Genomic DNA, 20,934 nt, shown 5'->3' with positions numbered 1-20,934 from the left:
GTCGCTATCAAAACGGGCGTGTGGACTCGGATTTAGGATTCAGCGCTAATCGTATGAATCTTGAGCAAGTTAGTCCCGCCTGAGACTTTTGCCGGAATCCCAGCGATAATTAAAATTTTATCTCCTTCTACCACTAAATTCCGTTTGAGTAACTGAGTTTGGGCTTGATTCACTAACTCTTCAAAGGACTCAACTTCTTGCTCGATTAACAGTGGTTTAACCCCCCAAACTAAATTCAAGTTGTGGTAAACTTCCCGATTAGGAGTCAGAGAAATAACAGGGACTCCTGGACGCTCGGCGGCGGCTAGTTTGGCGGTGTGACCGGTACTGGTGAAAGCCGCAATACAGCGCAAATCCAGAATTTTATCAATCGTGTTGAGCGCTTCACTTAGGGCATTGGCTTCATTGGTTGCGGCTGGGGGATAATTAACAAACTTAATTTCCGGTTCCACATCTGTGGCAATACGGGCTAGCATCGTCACCGCTTTCAGGGGATATTTACCCACGGCTGACTCCCCAGAAAGCATCACCGCATCCGTGCCATCGATAATCGCATTCGCCACATCACTGGCTTCAGCACGAGTTGGACGGGAATTATTAATCATACTATCGAGCATTTGGGTGGCTGTGATTACCGGAATCCCCTTTTGGTTACAAATCCGAATAATTTTCTTTTGCAGAAACGGCACTTTTTCCGGACTCATTTCTACACCCAAATCGCCCCGTGCTACCATGATCCCATCGCTCTCATTGATAATGGCTTCTAAGTTCGCGATCGCCTGAGGTTTTTCGATTTTGGCAATCACAGGTAGGGATGAGGCATTGTGTTGCTGGAGAAATCCTTTGAGAGTACGAATATCTTCCGCAGAACGCACAAAGCTTAAGGACACCCAGTCAACCCCTTGAGCAATGCCAAATTCTAAATCTTGTCGGTCTTTGTCTGTCATAGAGGGTAGGCGATTTAGGCTCAATCCGGGCAGGTTAACCCCTTTACGGCTTTTGAGTATCCCCCCTTCGACAACTTGACATTTAACGGTATTGCCCTCAATGTCCTCAACCCGCAGTTCTAAAAGTCCATCATCCAGGAGAATCTGCACTCCAGGTTCCGCTTCTTGAGCCAGGTGGGGATAGTCGATAGCCACCGTTTTCGGTTGATGATTGAATTCAGAAACGGGAACTAAGGAAATAGATTCTCCTTGAACCAAGTTAAGTCCTGCATCGGGCAGTTTCCCGACTCGAATTTTCGGTCCTTGTAGGTCTTGGAGTAACGTAATCGGTGTATCTAATTCCTCTTCAATAGAACGTAGCAAAGAAATGGTGTGAGCATGGTCATCGTAGCTACCATGGGAGAAGTTTAACCGTGCTACATTCATTCCTGCTTGCACCATTTGCTTGAGAACGTCTGGTGAATTACTCGCCGGACCAATAGTGGCAACGATTTTAGTGCGATTACTTAGAGGTTTCATTATCAATTATCTCTAAATTGTGGTAGGGGCACGGCAATGCAGTGCCCTATTATTTATCTAATTCGGCAAGAAGACCCTCACTTGAGCGTGATGGGATGAATTGCCAGAGATGCTATAATCATCAAAATGGTTTGAATCCCCTCGGTGGGCGGTAGTGAAGGGCTTTTTAAGCGGCACGATGGCACCGGAAAGTCTGCAAAAGTGGCAAAAAAGTTGGGTAGCGAAAACCAAGTAAAACATAGCGCAGTAAGTCTTCAACAAGGCTGAATGAATAAGAAAGAAACTTGGGAGTAATCCCCGTACCGTGGGGCGCACGGAAACGGTCGGTGAAAATCCGATAACGCTTGGAGAGTGAACCACCAGTGGGTACTAGATAACAAGTGATATTCTAGTAAGCTCGGTTCAGACATAATCGTGTAAGACCTTAGTAGGGGTAACCCAAAAGGGCAGTGATTAGCTCAAGAATCCCTCGCTTTTAGCGACGGGAGCGTCAACTCGTCCCGTCTATTTACGCTGGTTTCATGGTCACAATCCCATACGCATTCGTTGCCAGATAATCCTGGGCAGCCTGTTGAATTTCGTGAGCATTGACGGCTTGAATGCGAGCCGGATAATTTAGGGCTGGGGTTAAATCACCTAATTGGGAGTGATAATACCCATATAGACTGGTGCGATCGCTCGGTTTCTCATTACTAAAGGTAAAGCGATTCGCCACCTGGGTACGAATTCGGGCAATGTCCGTCGCTGCGACACATTCGGTTTGTAGCTGACGAATATGTTCCCCAATCGCCGCTTCCACAATGTCCAAGTTCTCTGTGGGAAGCTGGGCGGAAATATAAAATATCCCCTGTAGCTGCTGAGTCATATTACTCACCCCAATATGAGTCACCAGTTTACGGTCTTCGCGCAAATCTCGCACCAACCGCGACATCCGCCCCTGTCCTAAGATAGCGGCTAAAACATCTAATGGATAGGTACTCTCCAACTGTTTTAATCCCGGTACTCGCCAAACCATGACCAATCGCGCCTGCTGTAATGTCGAATCGACATATTCTCGGCGCACAATATCGGTAAACGGTGATTCTGGCTTATAGGTGAGTCGCGAAGTATAGTCAGAGTCACCCTTAACCTCAGCTTTGGCAAATCCCTGCGCTACCGTTTCAATCAACTCGTCCACGGGTAAATTGCCCACGGCTACGGCTGTCATCGTCTTGGGTTGATACCAGGTGTTATGAAAATCCCGCATCTGCTGAGCGGTTAAGCTTTCAATCACAGAAGTCGGTCCAAGTACCGGGCGACGGTAGGGGAGATAGTCAAAGCTGGTTTCTAACGCCCGCCGAAAGGTGCGGCGACGGGGACTATCTTCCGAACGCCGAATTTCTTCTAACACGACTAACCGTTCCCGTTCAAAGGCGTCATCAGGAATCAGGGCATTTAACACCACATCCAGTTGTAAAGGTGCGAGTTGGGCAAAATCTTTGGGGGCTGTGGTGATGTAATAATGCGTGTAATCGTGACTGGTTGCTGCATTCGTCACCGCACCACGTTCTTCAATCAGCCGCTCAAATTCGCCACTGTTCAAGCGCGGTGTTCCCTTAAAAACCATGTGTTCGAGAAAATGCGCCATCCCGTTAATCGGGTCCGATTCAACGGCGGAACCCACATTCACCCAGACATTCAGGTTAACCGCATCGACAGGCATCTGTTCTGCCACAATGGTTAGACCATTGGGTAATGTCTCAATAGTTGGGGCATTTAGAGGTGGAGTTTTGAGCAGAGTTGAAGTCATCAGTCAATTACTCGCTTACTTTGCAGGTGTGCCATGTCTCTCTATCTTAATGGGTTTGTCCGATTCCATCCTGTATACAACTGATGCTTCCCGATTTGATAGAACTGGCGATTTATTTCCTAAGCTTATACCCTACTTACAATGAACTGATGTATGGCTCCCGGTTAGCAAGAGGAGGCGATTGAAATCGCTGCTACACAAACAAAGTCCGCCTGCGCGGACTGGGTTATAACGGGGGTAGCTAATCCGGATTTGGTATTAATTTTTATCGATTTTCAATTACTATACTCCTTACCTCAATCGCTTTTTATCTCTATTTTATTTCTTTGAAAAGACTGCCAAGAAGGGCGGGTTTTGCAATTAATAGTATCGGTGATGTCCGAATTTAAAGGCTAAACCCGCCCCTACAAGCGCTCTTATAGCAGTACCAAGACAGGTTAGGACATTTTTATCTGTTCCCTGTTCCCTCTTGAAATCAACTGATGTCCTTTCCGTACCTCGTAGCGCTATATGTGCTTCATTTTCTTGTCTTTAGACCGGGGAGGAACGCACGCTAGCGGTTTTAACCGCATATAGGTTTTAACCGTGATGAGGGTCGTTAATGTATCTCTGGATTGTTGCTGCACTGACATTGCCTGCCGTTGAAAAAAAATAGCTATTTGTCCACAAAGAGGGAAGTTTCTTGAGTTCAGGAAACTCCTTTCTAAGGTAGTTTGCACTCCGTCCTTTGAAGGCTTTTGCTACCTGGTAAATTGCGTCTGTCGGATGAATTTCAACAAACAGGTGAATGTGGTCTGGTGCAACTTCAAGCGCTCTAATGTGCCAACCCTTTTCTGTGGCTAATTCACTGAATATCTCAAATATTCTGTCACGAATCTTTCCCACTAGCACTTTTTTGCGACGCTTAGGTATCCAGACCAAGTGAACAACACACAATCCAATAGCGTGGTTGTAGTGCCTATACTCGTATGAATTTTTTCGCATTTGCGTTTTTCCGGGTTGCCTGTTGTTTTAATTGTAGATTACAATAGGAAAACAACAACACTCACTCATGAAAGCGATGGCTAAAAGCAAGAAGCCTAGAGGAGTACAACAGATGTTGCTGCATCCCGACAAAGAAGCAAAAGCCGTCCTAGAATATCTATGTGAGCAGTCAGGAAAGCTCTATAACATGGGCGTGTACTTTGCCCGTCAGACTTTTTTCAAGACCAGCAAGCTCTTGACGGGAAAGTTTGACTTGATTTATGAGCAAAGCGTGGGCAAGAGTAAAATTGCTCAGTCCCTACCCTCAACACCAGCACAGCAAACACTATTAAGTGTCGCTGAAGCGTTCAAATCCTATAAAAGGTTGCGTCAAGCTTGGTTCAAAGGGCAATTACCAAATAAGCCCAAGCCACCTAATTATTTAAAAGGGTCAAGACTGTTCAAGGTAGCTTATCCCAATTCAGGAGGACAGAAGCCTAAGCTAGTTGATGGTCAACTTCAGTTCTCACTGGGTTTAACCGTTAAGCGTTGGTTCGGAATTGATAGCTTCAGGCTACCTGCTCCAAGCCACCTTGATATGGCTAAGGTTAAGGAATGGACTATTTTGCCTAAAAATGGTGTTTTTTACCTGGAGGCTTCCTACGAAATTCCCAAACAGGAGACATTCGTGGGGATTGACGACCAAGCATTAGCAATTGATTTAGGTACAGCCGACAATCTAGCTGCTTGTGTTGATACTCTGGGCAACTCTTTTCTAATTGATGCCCGTGCCATGAAAGCATTTAATCAATACTGGAATAAGCAGGTTTCGACCAGGAAAGAAGGAAAACCACAAGGGTACTGGGATACCTTTCTTGACCGAGTGACCCGTAAACGCAATCACCGGATTAGGGATGGCATTAACAAGGCAGCTCGGTTGATTATCAATCACTGCTTAAAATATGGCATAAGTACGATTGTTCTAGGATGGAATGAGGGGTTCAAAGATAATGCCAATATGGGTAGACTGAACAACCAAAAATTTGTTCAAATACCATTGGGTAAACTAAAAGATCGATTGCAGCAATTGTGTGAAGTTTATGGCATTCACTTAGAAGTCACCGAAGAGGCGTATACCAGTAAAGCTAGTTATCTTGATGGAGACTCCCTACCTAAGTTTGGTGAAAAACCAGACGGGTGGAAAGCATCAGGAAGACGAGTAAAGCGTGGCTTGTACCGTAGTGGAAATGGCGCAATTGTAAATGCTGATTTAAACGGCAGCGCTAATATTTTAAGAAAAGTAGCCAGAAAGTTAGGTATTGACCTAAACCGACTGAGTAGACGGTGCTTGGCGACCGTAGCGAGAGTTAGGTTGTGGCAACTTCCACAACCTGCTCTGTCGGCAGAATCCCCGTGTCTTTAGACCGGGGAGTGTCAAATCTTGCCACAAGTTCCGGTTTCGTTAAGGCGCATGATTCCCACCATACCGCTTGGGTATTTTTGACGCGCTTTTTGCATCGCTACGTCTTCATCCGGATCAATAAAATAATCCCCACTGTTTGGCTCAATAATCATAAACCAGTTGTAATGATCTCGGATGAGTTGAGGGCTGACTTGAGCGAAAATCTCTCGATAGCGCTTTATCCGGGCATTTTTTTCTGCTTCCCGTCTGGCTAACTCCTCTGGGGGTATCGTATATTCCGGAAATAGTCTGCCTTGACGACGAGGACGAACGGATTTGGTGCGAGTCATCGGTTTAATTCTTAGAGGGTAGCGAGAATACAACTATTTTACAAGACTGTCTGGAAACGAGACAGATAGGAGAGACCGATTATCATAGATGATGGCAACAGAATTTATCGGTATCGGTTGCCTCCAGTCAGAGTAAAACCTTATGTCAGTTTTTAGTAAAATTCTCAGTGTAATTATCGCCGTAATTATTGGCTGTGGCGGTGTACTTGGCGTATTTTATGCCATGAATTACCTAGCCAATACCTTACCTCATAAATGGCGATCGCGAATTCTACCTTGGATTTATCTCGCCCCCGCCCTGCTGGTGTTGACGGCGTATTTGATTCTACCGACGCTGAATACAATTTACATCAGTTTTCTGGATCGGCGATCGCAAAATTTTGTCGGCTGGGAGAATTATCAGTTTGCTTTCACCAGTGAGGCGATGCTGGTGGCGTTTCGCAATAATTTGTTGTGGCTGGTTCTGGTAACTGGGTTTAGTGTTGGGTTTGGCTTGATTCTGGCGGTACTCATGGATAAGGTACGCTATGAACCCCTCGCCAAGTCGCTAATCTTTCTACCCATGGCAATTTCCTTTGTCGGTGCGAGTGTGATTTGGCGGTTTGTTTATGCCTTTCGTCCAGCCGGAGCAGCGCAAATTGGTTTGCTTAATGGTATCATCACCAGCCTGGGATTTGAACCCGTGGGCTGGTTAGTGGAACGTTCGATTAACAATTTTGCCCTGATTGCGATTATGATATGGTTGCAAACGGGTTTCTGTCTGGTGTTGCTTTCCGCCGCCGTTAAAGGGATTCCCAAAGATATTATCGAAGCCGCCCGCATGGATGGCGCGAGTGAGGTGCAAATTTTCTGGCGGATTACCATCCCGATGATTCGTTCCACCTTAGCGGTGGTGACAACAACGGTGGTGATCATGGTGCTTAAGGTGTTTGATATTGTCTTTGTGATGACGGCGGGGAATCAAGGTACAGAAGTAATTGCCTCACGGATGATTAAAGAAATGTTTAACTATCGCGACTATGGCAGGGGGAGTGCGATCGCGGTTATCTTATTACTAGCAATTGTACCAATCATGGTCGTGAATATCCGCCGCTTCCGTCAGCAAGAAACAAGCCGATGAAATCTAAACGTCGCCCTAAATCGAATTCTGTGAAACATCTGTCTCATCAGTTACAAAATGCCTTTAATAGCCTTCCGGTTCACCTGAGTATCATCGTCATTTCCTTAATTTGGACATTACCCACCGTTGGCTTATTGATCAGTTCCCTACGCCCGAAGGATGATTTATTAGAGAGTGGCTGGTGGATGGTGTTTCAACATCCCTTTGATTTCACCCAATATCAGTTAGGAAATTATATCGATGTTTTGACGGCGGAAGGAATGGGACAAGCATTTCTAAATAGCTTTACCATTGCCATTCCCGCCACAGTTATTCCCATTGCGATTGCCACGTTTGCGGCTTATGCATTTTCTTGGATGGAGTTTCCAGGGCGTCAGTTGTTATTTATTTTAGTGGTGGCGTTGCTGGTTGTTCCCTTACAAATGACGCTAATTCCGGTATTGCGATCCTATAATCACTTGGGATTATCGGGTTCGTTTTTGGGTGTGTGGTTAGCCCATACGGGGTATGGGATGCCGTTGGGGATTTATTTACTCCGGAATTATATCGGTTCCCTACCCAAGGATTTAATCGAAGCGGCGGCGGTGGATGGGGCGTCACATTTGACCACATTTACACGCTTAATTGTACCCCTTTCCCTACCCGCGATCGCCTCCTTTGCCGTGTTTCAATTTTTATGGGTATGGAATGATTTATTAGTCGCCTTAGTGTATCTGGGCGGAACACCGGATGTCGCCCCCTTAACCATGCGCTTAACCACGTTGGTGGGATCTCGCGGCGAAGCGTGGCATTTACTGACAGCCGGGGCATTTATCACGATGATTGTACCTCTGATTGTCTTTTTTGCCCTACAACGGTATTTTGTCCGGGGGATTTTGGCAGGTTCGGTTAAGGGGTAATGTCATTGGTTTATGTCATTTGTTTATGTCAGGTTTTATACTATCAAAATAACCAAGTATTTTCCCTATCCATCTGACTATTTACTTCTTATCGATTCAGCTAAATCACGGAATAAATAGGCGACCTACTCCCATCCATTTTTCGATATCAAGTAAAATCTCAAAAATACGGTCAACACAACGATTTCGATAGGCTCGATCGGCTAAAAAGCGATCAGCATCTCCAATCGTCATCACAGGCAATGAATTTACTGTGTTTTCTTCCCTGAGAACTTGTTCCAGTGAATTTTCACCCTTCATGCTCCGATTAGCTGTCAGCAAAATCATTTGATTTGCCTGAGCTGTCATGCATTTAAATTGGGTATTAGTAGCGAGTGTGGAGTTTTAGATCAACAGTAATTTTCCTTTAACTGATCGGTAATGAACAAGTTCTAAATGTTAACCAGCAAAGCTAGACACTTTATCAAGCAAGCATTAATATTTTATAATAGCATACAAGGGAGTATCTACTGCTAAATTACCAATTCAGTACCTAAAATGGCTAGTGTTGTTTTTGAAGACGTCAGTAAAAAATTTGCTGATTTTATCGCAGTCAATGATTTAAACCTGACCATTGACGATGGTGAATTTCTCGTCTTTGTCGGTCCCTCTGGCTGCGGAAAAACCACCTCCCTGCGGATGCTGGCGGGACTTGAGGATATCAGCCAAGGCAGTATTTATATTGGCGATAAGCGAGTCAATGATGTTCCGCCCAAAGACCGGGATATTGCCATGGTTTTCCAATCTTACGCCCTGTATCCTCACATGTCTGTCTATGAAAATATGGCATTTAGCTTAGAGTTGCAAGGGAAGCGTAAAGGCGAAATTAAAACCCATGTTGAAAGTGCCGCCAAGCAATTAGGAATTGACCATTTACTGTCCCGCAAACCCAAAGAACTCTCCGGAGGACAACGCCAGCGAGTTGCGGTGGGTCGCGCTATTGTTCGCAATCCGGCTGTCTTTTTAATGGATGAACCTTTATCCAATTTAGATGCGAAATTACGGGTACAGGCGCGAGCAGAAATTAATAAATTGCATAACGAATTAGGCACTACGTTTATTTATGTCACCCATGATCAAGTGGAAGCGATGACCATGGGAAGTCGGATTGCAGTGATGAATCATGGCGTTTTGCAGCAAATTGATACCCCAGAAAAGCTGTATAATTATCCAAACAATGTCTTTGTCGCGGGGTTTATTGGCTCCCCGGCGATGAATTTTTTTGAAGCTAAACTAATCAGTAAAGAGGATAATTTATATGTAAAAACTGACTCATTTGAACTCCATATACCTCCAGACAAAGCCCTATTCTATCAACATTATTCAGGAGAAGAGGTGATCTTTGGCATTCGCCCAGAAAATATTCATGATCCTGACTATATTCCCCCAGATATTCGTCCAGCTTCTATCAAAGCGACAGTATCCGTTACGGAGATGATGGGGAATGAAATCATTGTCTATCTGACAACGCCAAGCAATCACGAATTTATCGCCAGAGTCGATCCGCGATCGCGCATGACTGTGGGACAATCAATTAGTGTGGCGTTTGATCGGTCTCAGTTTCACCTGTTTGACAAGCACAGCCAACAAACGATTACCTGATTTTCGGTTCCCTTGATATACCGTAGGGTGGGCATTGCCCACCAACATACCAGTAACAAACGATTACCTGATTTTCGGTTCCCTTAATATACCGTAGGGTGGGCATTGCCCACCAACATACCAGTCAGTACCATTCAGGTTAAATAGGTTTGCAATTTTTCGGCAAGTCGTTCAATTTGAGGTGACTGCAAAAAACTATTATGATATCCGGGAATCTCTTGAACGTCTAAACCTGCCCTAGCTAAATTGCTAAACATTTCATGGCTCAAGTTTCTTAACTCACTGGAAATAAAGAGATTAATTTTACCTGGATAAGCTTGGGGTATGTAATTATTCGTCGCTTGTCTAAACTGTTCCAGAACCTCGTTTGCTTTTAGCCGACGCGGTATGGGCGTGTCTAAACGTGAATATAATTTACTTAGAGCTTTTTTGAGATTCAATCGTATCCTCTCAATTAAACAAAATAATTTTCTTTGATATCTGATTTTCTGAAACAAATAACTTAATCCTAATTCACGCAAATTCTGATAGTGAAAATTGAACCCAACTTGCTCAATTCCCCATATCGCATCAATTAACCCTAAGAAATTTACCTGATCACATTGATCATAAAGTTGTTGAGCAATTTCAAAGGCTAAATAAGAATCATTACAATATGCCACTAAAGAATAAGGACCTTGAGGTTGAATTTGGCGCATGTCTTCGATAAACTTCTGAGCAATATCGTTTAGCGTAAATTGAGAAAAATTTTGTGTCAAATAGTCGATAACTTCAAAAATATTAACACAATAAACGGGTTGATCTTTGGGAAAATATGAGCTAAGCTTCCAGGCATAGTTGATCGAATTAACAAAAAATAAAGGCGGTTTATTTCCGTTGGGGTTAATTGTAACAACTGAGGATTCAGGAACAATCTCTTGTTTCGTCTGTAATATCTTAGCTAATTCTTCAATCGTTGGGGCTTCAAATACTGTCGTCACCGGAAGATCTTGACCTGTCTGTTGTTGAATTTTACTAAATAGTCGTAGTCCGAGCAAAGAATGCCCGCCTAATTCAAAGAAGTTATCACGAATACCAATAGGTTTAAGATGAAAAACAGTTTCCCAGATGTTCTGGAGTTGCCGTTCTAATTCATTGCGCGGTTCAACAAACTGATGTTTGCTGCCAGCAGTATTGGGTACAGATAACGCTTCGTCAGCACTTGGACTTGGTAATAGTTGACTTGCTTCAGCTTCCGTTAACAGAGGCAACTGTTTAATCTGTTGTTCGGGATGGGTAAGAATGTCCTGGAGTAATTGTTGAAAATGTCCAATCAAACGAGTAATTGTCTCATCGTTATACAGAGCCGTATTATATTCAATCGAGCATTGCAATCCTTGGGTTTTTGGCTCAACTAAAAAGACTAAATCACAAATCGCCGCTCCTTTATTGAACTTTTTCTCAGTAATTTTCAGTCCCGGCAATTCAAAATTATGCTGAGGAACATTGAGCAGGATGAAAACCACCTGAAACCAGGGATAATAACTGAGGTTTCGTTTATATTTAAAGTTAGATAACACTTTTTCAGCCGGAAAATCCAGATAGGTATAACCCTCTAATGATACCTTTTTGACCTGTGCCAGAAATTCGAGGAAAGACGGATTATTATGGGTATGAGTCCTTAACGGAATAATATTAGCAAAGCAACCAATTAAATTTTCTAAGCTGCTATGGTTTCGGCTAGCAATCGGAGAACCAATCACAATATCGTCTTCATGACTATAACAATGAAGCAAAATTTGGAACGCAGCGACTAGCACCATAAATAGGGTAGCACCCTGCCCTTGACTGAACGCCTCAATTTGGGTTCTGACGTCTTGGTTAATGTGAAAATATTGAATTGTTCCTTTATAGGTTTGTATCGCAGGACGAGGATGATCTGTGGGTAGGTTTAATAGGGGTAACGCCCCCGTGAGTTGATTCGTCCAATAGTTGAGGAGTGAGGTTTCCCTGTCTTCCTGGTGTTGTTGATGCCATAGGGTAAAATCACCATAGTTTACCGTCAATTCGGGCAAGTTTAATTGGCGTTCTTGGATTAAATTCGTATAGAATAGCGAAATTTCATTGAGCAATACGCTGAGTGACCAACCATCACTGATAATGTGATGACAAGTCATCATTAAAATAAAATCATCGGTTCGGAGTTGGAATAATTTAACCCGAATTAGCGGATCAGCTTGCAAATCAAAACAGTGGCTGGCTTCTTGATTAATTAACGTTTGAATATGTTGTTCTTCCTCGGCTTGACTCAACTGATTTGTGTTCACATCGACAACAGAGATTTTAATTGTGAGTTCAGGGAGAATGTGTTGTCTGGGTAATCCATTCACTACCGAAAAAATAGTGCGTAGAGATTCATGGCGTTTGATCACCTGGTTAATTGCTTTTTCCAATAGTGTAATATTCAGAGTCCCCTGAAGACGGAACACCATGGGTAAGTTGTAAATGGGGTGTTGTTTGGCTCGTTGTGCCAATAACCAGATTCTTTCTTGGTAAACCGTTAAGGGTAAATCATTCCCATGAGGAATCGCTTTTATCGGATTAATTTCGCTCACATTATCCTGGAGAGGGCGATGCGTCACATATTCGGCTAAACTGGCAATAGTTGCTGCAGAGGATTCACGGTTTTGCAGCATCACGGATACCGGAATATCCACGCCAAATGCATCTCGAACCCGAGACAAAATGCGAGTCGCTTGTAAAGAATTTCCGCCTAAATCAGTAAAGGTTTGATTAACTCCAACTTCAACGCCTAAAATTTCTTGCCAGATTGCCGCCATCCGATGTTCTGTTGGATTACAAGGCTTGACCAATTGGCGATTTAACCCTAAATTCTGATTAGGTGCTGGTAACGCTCGTCGATCTACCTTACCATTAATATTTAATGGGAATTGATCTAAAACAATAAAGGCTGATGGAATCATGTAACTGGGCAGTTTTTTGAGCAGAAAGGATTTGATTGGCTCCGGATTTAATTCCAGATGATTATCTTCGGGGACAAGATACGCCACTAAACGCTTATCCCCAGGTGTATCTTCCCTGGCTAAAACCACAACATTCCGCACATTCGGATAGTTCTGTAAAACTGCCTCAATTTCTGCTAATTCAACGCGAAATCCACGAATTTTAACTTGGAAATCAAATCGTCCTAAAAACTCAATTACGCCATCGTCTCGCCAACGAACTTTATCTCCTGTTTTATACAAACGAGCGTTCGGATCATGACTAAAGGGATTGGCAATAAACCGCTTTTGGGTTAAATCGGGTTGATTCAGATAACCCCGCGCTAATCCATCGCCGCCAATGTATAATTCTCCGGGATGACCAATGGGAACGGGTTGTAAATCAGGATTGAGAATATAGACTTGAGTATTGGCAATGGGACGCCCGATGGGAATAGAGGATTTAGTGGTGTCCTCAAGTGTAATTTGATGACAACAGGTAAAGGTGGTGTTTTCGGTGGGTCCGTACCCATTAATTAATTGACAATCGGGTAACTCGGTTAAAACTTTTTTAACATGGGGAATCGATAAAACATCACCGCCGGCTAAGAGTTGCTGCAAGGGTTTAAGGGCTTCTATCTGTTCCTCAACCATCAAATGAAATAAGCCAGCGGTTAACCATAAGGTGGTAATTTTATGGTGTTTGATAGCTGTACCAATGTCTTGCAACGATGGTATTTTTGCTGGCATTAAAACCAGTTTGCCGCCATTTAATAAAGCTCCCCAAATTTCAAAGGTTGCCGCATCAAAGGCGATAGACGCCAGTTGTAACACGACTTCATCGGCGCCAAAGTGGGCATAATTGGTATTTTTTACTAGCCGAACCACTCCGCGATGAGGTACACAAACGCCCTTGGGTTTACCGGTGGAACCGGATGTGTACATCACATAAGCTAAGTTGTTGCTATTAACGGTATGGGCTGGCGGAATAGGAGGAGAAGACGTTGTTGAATTGAAATAATCGTCCAGACATAGGAGATGAAGAGAGTCTGGAAGTTTTGGTAGAGAAGTTAATTTATTTTTTTGTGTAATTAAAATAGGGGCTTGGGCATCCTCTAAAATCGTGTTTAACCGCTGGGGTGGGGTGGACGTATCTAGGGGTAAATAAGCGCCACCCGCTTTGAGAATGGCTAAGATTGTAATAATTAATTCTGGAGAACGTTCTAAATAAAAGCTAACTAGGGTTTCTGTGGTTACGCCAAGACTTTGTAAATACTGGGCAAGTTGATTAGATTGTTGCTCAAGTTCCTGGTAGGTAAGCTGCTGATTCTGGTACGCGATCGCAATGGCATCAGGACTTTTTGCTGCTTGGCGTTGAAATAAGTCATGAATAGTAGAGGTGCGAGGATAGTCCGTTTGCGTATTTGTCCATTTTTGTAATAATTGATGTTGTTCAAATTCAGTTAAGCAGAGCAGCCCATCCATATTTAGTGAATTGAGATTATTTTAACGTTTGCGGCGACATCAGGGATACTCTAATCAATATCCCTCTTGATGTTTGGGTTAGGTGAGACAACGTGTTACCCTTGCCTCACCCCTGTCATCGGTTCAGGGGAAGCATTCCCTATCCCCTAGGAATTAGAAAATGAAGTGACTAGCAGACAAGCTATTGACATTAACATTTGCCATTTCCACCAAAGCTACCGGATCATAATCATCACCAAAACCATCTTGATCAACGCTGACAACTGCACCGTAGGAATTGGAGCCAAGTTGTACATAACCATCGCCGATCGCATCATTGCCGACATAGCCAATTGCATCAAGAACTTGACTCACATCAATGACATCAGCACCCAGTTCAAAGTCAGTAATTTTATCACGGCGATCGTTGAGACTGGTGAAGACAAATTTGTCGGCACCACCACCTCCGGTTAAAAGATCCCAGCTAGCATAACCCACCAGTGTCTCATCAGCATCCGTACCCACCAGTTCATCAACACCAGATGTTCCGGTAATTTCATCCGCTGCGGCTGCGTTCGTCGCTGCATCTGTATTGACCAACTTGATATAGTCAAATCGGGCATACTCATTGCCATCTTCCCACCCGAATAACTTGATGGTGTCACCGTTTTCGATGTGAACATCATTCCCCACTTGGCGGGTGACAAAGTTGTCAGGCGAAGCAACATGAGAGGCTAAGTCTTGGTCAAATGTCCAATAGTCTAGAACATCGCCACCAATTTTCACTTTGGCATCAGCTTGACCATCGTTTTCGTCGTAATAACCGACAATTACATCATAGGTTCCGGTTTCACCATCAAAGGTGGTACTGGCATAACCACTATGATCAGACAGCTTAATCAGTTCGCCACCAGAAGCGAAGTCCTCATGCTCAGTTTGGTAATCATTTAGGTGCATATCCTCAGCTTCAATCAGGATATGTGCTGATGTGGAAGCGGTATCAGTAGGATTCACGTAGCCACTGGTATCACTGTCGCTGACGGTATCGGCTTGAACTGTCGCCACATTTTGATATTCCCCAAAACTGGTTTCGGTGACGGAAACATCCAGTTTCTTCAGCTTAAAGGAGTCATTGCTGCCGTGGGTGTAGGCAGAAATCACTACCGTATCACCCGTTAATCCGGCATCATTAAAGTCAGCCCAGCGATCGCGTCCATGATGGGTAAAGTTATTTTCCTTGGTGAAGCTATCCAACAGGCTGTCATTTAAGTGTGAGATATCCGCACCATTGCGATCGCCGATCCAGATGGACATATCACTATCCCAGCCGACATAATCCAGGAAGGCTTTGTCTACGGTGACATCTTGGTCGAATTCAAACAGGATGTAATCGGTACTTCCGCTATTATCTACGCGATGAGACGATGTCCCTTCATCACGGTTCGTCACACCTAAGCCACCACTGTATGCACCTAAATACGCATTTTTCCAGGTTCCTGATTTCTGACTAAAGGCGCTGACATCAACCGAAACCCCATCTTTGGTGAAGGTACGGACATTGCCATTGGCACCATCCAAGCTACTCGAACCCGTTAAGAGGAATCGGATGTCAGAAGTCGTCGAACTCGAAAGATCTTGTGCCGTTTGTGTGCCAGAGGAGTAGAGCCAGGTTTCACCGGGGCTGAGGATACCATCTGAGCCAACATCGGTGAAATCCACCAGGGTGGGAGTAAAGTCATCGCTGGTATCACCCGGCGTGCCATTGTCATCGCTGACAATCACGTCACTGGTAGAGAAGCCCACATTTCCCGTATTGGTGACTTCGTAGGTAAAGGTGACATTGGTACCGGCGGCAATTTCCGGCAGGTTACTCAAATCTGCCACATCAATCCCATTGACGAACTTCTCAATATCAATGCTGGGATTGGGAGTAGGATTCACATAGCCACTGATGTCACTGTCGCTGACAGTACCCGCCTGTACCGTCGCCACATTTTGATACTCCCCAGCCGTGGTTTCAGTCACGGAAACATCCAGTTTCTTCAGCTTAAAGGAGTCATTGCTGCCATGGGTGTAGGCAGAAATCACTACCGTATCACCCGTTAATCCGGCATCATTGAAATCAGCCCAGCGATCGCCTCCATGATTGGTAAAGTTATTTTCCTTAGTGAAGCCATCCAACAGGCTGTCACTTAATTGTGAAATATCCGCACCATCGCGATCGCCGATCCAGATGGACATATCGCTATCCCAGCCGACATAATCCAGGAAGGCTTTGTCTACGGTGACATCTTGGTCGAATTCAAACAGGATGTAATCGGTACTCCCGCTATTATCCACGCGGTGATTCAATGTCCATTCATCACGGTTCGTCACACCTAAGCCACCACTGTATGCACCTAAATACGCATCGTTCCAGGTTCCCCATTTCTGACTAAAGGCGCTGACATCAACCGAAACCCCATCTTGAGTGAAGGTACGGACATTGCCATTGGCACCATCCAAGCTACTCGAACCCGTTAAGAGGAATCGGATGTCAGAAGTCGTCGAACTTGACAGATCTTGTGCTGCTTCAGTTGCTGAGGAGTAAACCCAGGTTTCACCCGGGCTGAGGATGCCATCTGAGCCAACATCTGTGGACAGATCGAGGGTAGGAGTAAAGTCATCACTGGTATCACCCACCGTACCATTGTCATCGCTGACAATCACTTCACTGGTAGAGAAGCCCACATTCCCCGTATTGGTGACTGCGTAGGTAAACGTGACATCTTCACCGGCGGCAATTTCCGGCAGATTATTCAAATCCGTCACATCTATCTCATTGACAAACTTCTCAATATCAATACCGGGATTCGGGATCAGCAATCCGGCATCCAATGTGTCGTTAATCTCACCTGACTCTAACGTTACCGTTTGAGTCATGCCATTGCTGGGATTGGCATCACTATCGAGGCTATCATCGCTACCCGCATCTTGTGGGCTAAATATATAGCCATTGGGGGCGACAAACATGACTTTATACTCACCCGGAGTTAAGCCAGTGAATGAGTATTCTCCATTGGCATCCGTTGTCGTTGTAATTGGGTTGCCATTACCATCGAGAACCGCTGTGCCATCCGGATTCTGGAGTTTGACGGTAACGTCTTGAATACCACTTTCACCAGCATCTTGTAAGCCATTCCCGTTGCTGTCTTCAAAAACTTTATCTCCTAAAGATGCCAATTGATAAAATCCGGAGTCAATCGTGGGGTCATTTTCCCCAGGCGCGAGACTGACAATATCAGAGATTAAACCATCACTGTCAACCGTATCATCGCCCCCTTGGTTAGCGGGACTGACTTCATAGTCGTCGGGTTGTTCAAATTGAACCTGGTACTCACCCGCCATGACGGAAAATTCATAATTGCCGTTAGCATCGGTGGTGGTGGTTTCAACGACTTCACTCTCTTCAAATACACCGTCACCATCGATGTCGGCGAATAAATTGACAGTAACGCCAGCAATTCCCGCTTCACCAGCATCCTGAATCCCATCGGCATCACTGTCTAACCAAACCCTATCCCCTAATTTGGATAATTCTACTTCAGCGATAACAATTTGTTTATCCGGTAAACAATCCCCATCGGTATCTGGAACCAGGATGAGTCCGAATTTGCCAACGACTTGTTCGCCAAATATGGTTGTATAGTCGTATTCGGGAACAAAGCCTTCACCATTGCTTTGAGCCAGATCCAGAATTTCATCGACTCGCGCTTGTTCCCAAGCACCTAAACTACCGCCACCATTTGACTGTTGGTCATCAATTAACTCCCAGATGGCTCGTTGAATATCCCCTGAGGTATAGGTGCCATTTCCGGTTGATGCTTCTCCTTCAAAGCCTTGATTGAGAATCCAGTTGACTAGATCTAAATTTTCCGGCTTTTCGATTAAACCGGGTCCAATGAGTTCATCAGGTAAGGGTTCACCACTGGAGTAGACTTTCGCTGTGTAATCTACATTTCGATTAATCGGGCGATCGGTATCTAGGCAATAGCCATCAAAGGTCATTCCCTCAAAGGGATTATCGGTTCCGGGGACATCTTTGATGGTGATATCTAAATAACTAGAATCCGGATCACTACCCGCGTCAAGCTGAACGCTAAACGTCAGCATTCCAGGTAAAGCGGCTTTGAACGAGGGCGGGTGATAAAATCCGGCATCAACGGTGGTGTCATTTTCCCCTGGCGCTAAAGTCACGACATCAGAGATTAAACCATCGCTGTCAACGGTATCATCGCCACCTTGGTTGGTGGGAGAGAGGAGTTTATTATCGGGTTGTTCAAATTGAACCTTGTAGTCACCCGCAATGGTTGTAAATTCATAATTACCGTTGGCATCGGTGGTGGTGGTGTCCACAACTTCCCCATCTTCAATTACACCATCACCATCAACATCGGTTAATAGGTTGACGGTAACGCCAGCCATTCCGGCTTCGTTCGCATCCTGAATTCCATCCGCATCACAGTCTGACCAAACTTTATCGCCGATTTTGGAGAGTTCCACTTCAGCGATAACGATTTGGCTATCCGGTAAACCATCATCATTGCTATCTGGAACCAGAATGACTCCCATTTTGCCAACGACTTGTTCGCCAAATATCGTGGTGTAGTCGTATTCGGGAACAAATCCTTCACCATTACTTTGAGCCAGAGCCAGAATTTCATCGACTCGCGCTTGCTCCCAAGCACCTAAAGTCCCGCCACCACTTGACTGTTGGTCATCCAGTAATGACCAGACGGCTCGTTGAATATCCCCTGAAGTATAGGTGCCATTCCCGGTTGATGCTTGTCCTTCAAAACCTTGATTGAGAATCCAGTTGACCTGATCGAAATTTTCCGGCTTTTCGATTAAACCCGTTCCGAGCAGTTCGTCGGGTAATGTCTCATAGCTAGAATAAACTTTAGCTGTATAGTCTATATTTGGGCGAATTCCCCGGTCGGTATCGATACAATACCCATCAAAAGTCATTCCCTCAAGTACGTTTTCTGTACCGGGGGAATCTTTGATGGTGATATCCACATAACTGGCATCCGGATCACTACCCGCGTCGAGTTGAATGCTAAATGTCAGCTCATTGGGTAGAGCGGCGCTGAGAGATGAGTAGATGTTAGATTCCGGCATAGGACTAGACGAAAAAACTCATTGATGTACCTTATGAAAATACTATACACAGAAAAAAACCAGGAATTAATACTTCATCAACACTTTAAAAACCCGCCCAATCTTCATCGAAATTTTACAAGTAACCTGTTGACGAAGAAATAAGGCTGAATTATACTACAGCAAAATTAAAGAGGACTTGCTGAAAACTTGTTGTGGTGAGGGGAAGATGGGGGAAATGGGAAAGCTGGGGAAGATGAGGGAGATAGGGTAGAGAATTGACATAAGACCAATGACAAATGACGAATGACAACAATTAAGACTTGCCACTCCCCATCAAATACAGCAGCGCCATGCGTACCGCTACACCACTGGTAACCTGTTGAGAAATTAAACTGAATTCCGGATCATCCATTAACTCGGAACTAATTTCCACGCCGCGATTGACGGGTCCGGGGTGAAGGATTTTGACTCCAGGATGGCAAAGTTTTAAGCGATCGCGTGTAATTCCATACCGCTGATGATATTCTCGCAGACTGGGCAGTAGATGGGCAGTCATGCGTTCTTTTTGCAGCCGTAGGGTCATGACAAAATCGGCATCTTTGAGCGCCGGTTCAACATCCCAATGCAAGAATAGCCGCCGATTGGGGATTGAGGGTTGGGAAAAATTCTCTTTTTTCTCCCCCGCTCCAGACGTGCCATGGCTCGTCTCTACAAGCTCTCCCGTTCCCTGGACATACTCAGCAAACTCTTGGGGGACTAATGTCGGTGGACCGGCTAAATGAACCTCAGCACCACTGGCGGTGAGACTCCAAATATTAGAACGAGCAACCCGTGAATGGACAATATCCCCAACAATAGCAATTTTTTTGTCGGCTAAGAGTTTCAAGCGAGGATACTCAAAGTCTAATAGGGAGGTAATGGTAAATAAATCCAGCAACGCCTGAGAGGGATGTTCATGTTGACCATCTCCCGCATTCAAGATACCGACATTCGTCTGGAGGCGATCCATTTCCTGGGCGATCGCATGGGGGACTCCTGCTTCTCGATGGCGAATCACCATCATATCAGCTCCCATGGCTAAATAGGTTTTGGCGGTGTCGAGAATGGTTTCTCCTTTGGTCAAGGATGAGGTTCCTGGTGCAAAGTTCAATGTATCAGCACTCAATCGTTTTGCTGCGAGTTCAAAACTACTGCGGGTGCGGGTTGAGGGTTCAAAAAACATATTCGCCACCACCTGACCTTGCAAAGCCGGGACTTTTTTAGTGCGCCGAGAGAGAACTTCCCGACAGCTAGCGGCGGTTTGTAAGAGGGTATCGTATTCAGACGATGTAAAATCTTCCAGGGAAAGGACATGGCGGCGAGTCCAAGTGGCAGTAGCCATAAGAATAAGAATGCAAAATGGATAGAGAGGGGCTAATCGTTACTATAGTCTTCATCCCCCTCCGACGACAAATAAATAAATAGGGGCTGCTGAATCGGTGTTGTGGTGGGGTTAGAGAGCAGGGGAAGCTGGGGGAGCTGAGGAAGCTGGGGAAGATGGGGAAGCTGGGCGAGATGGGGAAGCTGGGCGAGCGAGTAAGCTGTTCGGCATTTAAACCTTAATATCAATAACGGCGAAAGCCTTGTAGTGCGTTTAGCGAAGCCATGCCGCAGGCTTTAGCGAAGCCATGCCGCAGGCTTTGCATCTTGCTCGCTACTAATACCCAATTTAAATGCA

At 44.8% G+C, this 20,934-nt stretch carries 11 protein-coding genes and 1 pseudogene; 4 read left to right on the top strand and 8 right to left on the bottom strand.

What is annotated here, in order from left to right:
- Positions 1 to 32: 32 nt before the first annotated feature.
- The 3 genes from pyk to tnpA form a co-directional block, all read right to left on the bottom strand.
- Positions 33 to 1,466 (bottom strand): pyruvate kinase, encoded by a 1,434-nt coding sequence (pyk, locus tag RH949_RS26255; RefSeq protein WP_446357278.1) that lies wholly within the window; start codon positions 1,464 to 1,466, stop codon positions 33 to 35.
- Between the two features lie 508 nt (positions 1,467 to 1,974).
- The gene (locus RH949_RS26250) at positions 1,975 to 3,255 is read right to left on the bottom strand and encodes a M16 family metallopeptidase (protein ID WP_446357276.1); all 1,281 of its coding nucleotides are present in this window, start codon (positions 3,253 to 3,255) and stop codon (positions 1,975 to 1,977) included.
- A gap of 579 nt (positions 3,256 to 3,834) precedes the next feature.
- Positions 3,835 to 4,239, bottom strand: coding sequence for an IS200/IS605 family transposase (gene tnpA / locus RH949_RS26245; protein ID WP_044204617.1), 405 nt, complete (start codon positions 4,237 to 4,239; stop codon positions 3,835 to 3,837).
- Positions 4,240 to 4,315: 76 nt separating this feature from the next.
- Here tnpA and RH949_RS26240 point away from each other — a divergent pair, with 76 nt between their 5' ends.
- The gene (locus RH949_RS26240) at positions 4,316 to 5,641 is read left to right on the top strand and encodes an RNA-guided endonuclease InsQ/TnpB family protein (protein ID WP_044204854.1); all 1,326 of its coding nucleotides are present in this window, start codon (positions 4,316 to 4,318) and stop codon (positions 5,639 to 5,641) included.
- Positions 5,642 to 5,652: 11 nt separating this feature from the next.
- Here RH949_RS26240 and RH949_RS26235 read toward each other — a convergent pair whose 3' ends face one another.
- The gene (locus RH949_RS26235) at positions 5,653 to 5,970 is read right to left on the bottom strand and encodes a hypothetical protein (protein WP_446338337.1); all 318 of its coding nucleotides are present in this window, start codon (positions 5,968 to 5,970) and stop codon (positions 5,653 to 5,655) included.
- A 142-nt stretch (positions 5,971 to 6,112) separates the two neighbouring features.
- On the opposite strand from RH949_RS26235, the gene RH949_RS26230 reads away from it, so the two are divergent.
- Together RH949_RS26230 and RH949_RS26225 are read left to right on the top strand one after the other, a co-directional pair.
- Positions 6,113 to 7,090, top strand: a complete 978-nt coding sequence (locus RH949_RS26230; protein ID WP_006098732.1) for a carbohydrate ABC transporter permease — start codon at positions 6,113 to 6,115, stop codon at positions 7,088 to 7,090.
- Positions 7,087 to 7,989, top strand: coding sequence for a carbohydrate ABC transporter permease (locus RH949_RS26225; protein WP_006098711.1), 903 nt, complete (start codon positions 7,087 to 7,089; stop codon positions 7,987 to 7,989). Before RH949_RS26230 ends, RH949_RS26225 begins: the two co-directional genes overlap by 4 nt.
- Before the next feature lie 105 nt (positions 7,990 to 8,094).
- Here the strand turns inward: RH949_RS26225 and RH949_RS26220 are convergent.
- Positions 8,095 to 8,334 (bottom strand): annotated as a pseudogene (locus RH949_RS26220) (ACP S-malonyltransferase); the annotation flags it as partial.
- A 192-nt stretch (positions 8,335 to 8,526) separates the two neighbouring features.
- Here RH949_RS26220 and RH949_RS26215 point away from each other — a divergent pair.
- Positions 8,527 to 9,630, top strand: a complete 1,104-nt coding sequence (locus RH949_RS26215) for an ABC transporter ATP-binding protein (RefSeq protein ID WP_446357272.1) — start codon at positions 8,527 to 8,529, stop codon at positions 9,628 to 9,630.
- A 134-nt stretch (positions 9,631 to 9,764) separates the two neighbouring features.
- Here the strand turns inward: RH949_RS26215 and RH949_RS26210 are convergent, their stop codons facing one another.
- From RH949_RS26210 to RH949_RS26200, 3 genes are all read right to left on the bottom strand, one after another.
- Positions 9,765 to 14,096: a non-ribosomal peptide synthetase gene (locus RH949_RS26210; RefSeq protein ID WP_006098734.1), complete on the bottom strand. Its 4,332-nt coding sequence runs from the start codon at positions 14,094 to 14,096 to the stop codon at positions 9,765 to 9,767.
- 153 nt (positions 14,097 to 14,249) lie between these two features.
- Positions 14,250 to 19,235, bottom strand: a complete 4,986-nt coding sequence (locus tag RH949_RS26205; RefSeq protein ID WP_006098746.1) for an SdrD B-like domain-containing protein — start codon at positions 19,233 to 19,235, stop codon at positions 14,250 to 14,252.
- A 295-nt stretch (positions 19,236 to 19,530) separates the two neighbouring features.
- Entirely contained in the window at positions 19,531 to 20,598 is a 1,068-nt protein-coding gene (locus RH949_RS26200) for an aspartate carbamoyltransferase catalytic subunit (RefSeq protein ID WP_446357269.1), read from the bottom strand.
- Positions 20,599 to 20,934 lie beyond the last annotated feature (336 nt).

It is taken from the genome of Coleofasciculus sp. A1-SPW-01, from assembly GCF_040217205.1.
Classification (GTDB): domain Bacteria; phylum Cyanobacteriota; class Cyanobacteriia; order Cyanobacteriales; family Coleofasciculaceae; genus Coleofasciculus; species Coleofasciculus chthonoplastes_A.
The sequence above is the reverse complement of the archived record's forward strand: the minus strand, read 5'-3'. Positions and strand labels throughout refer to the sequence as shown.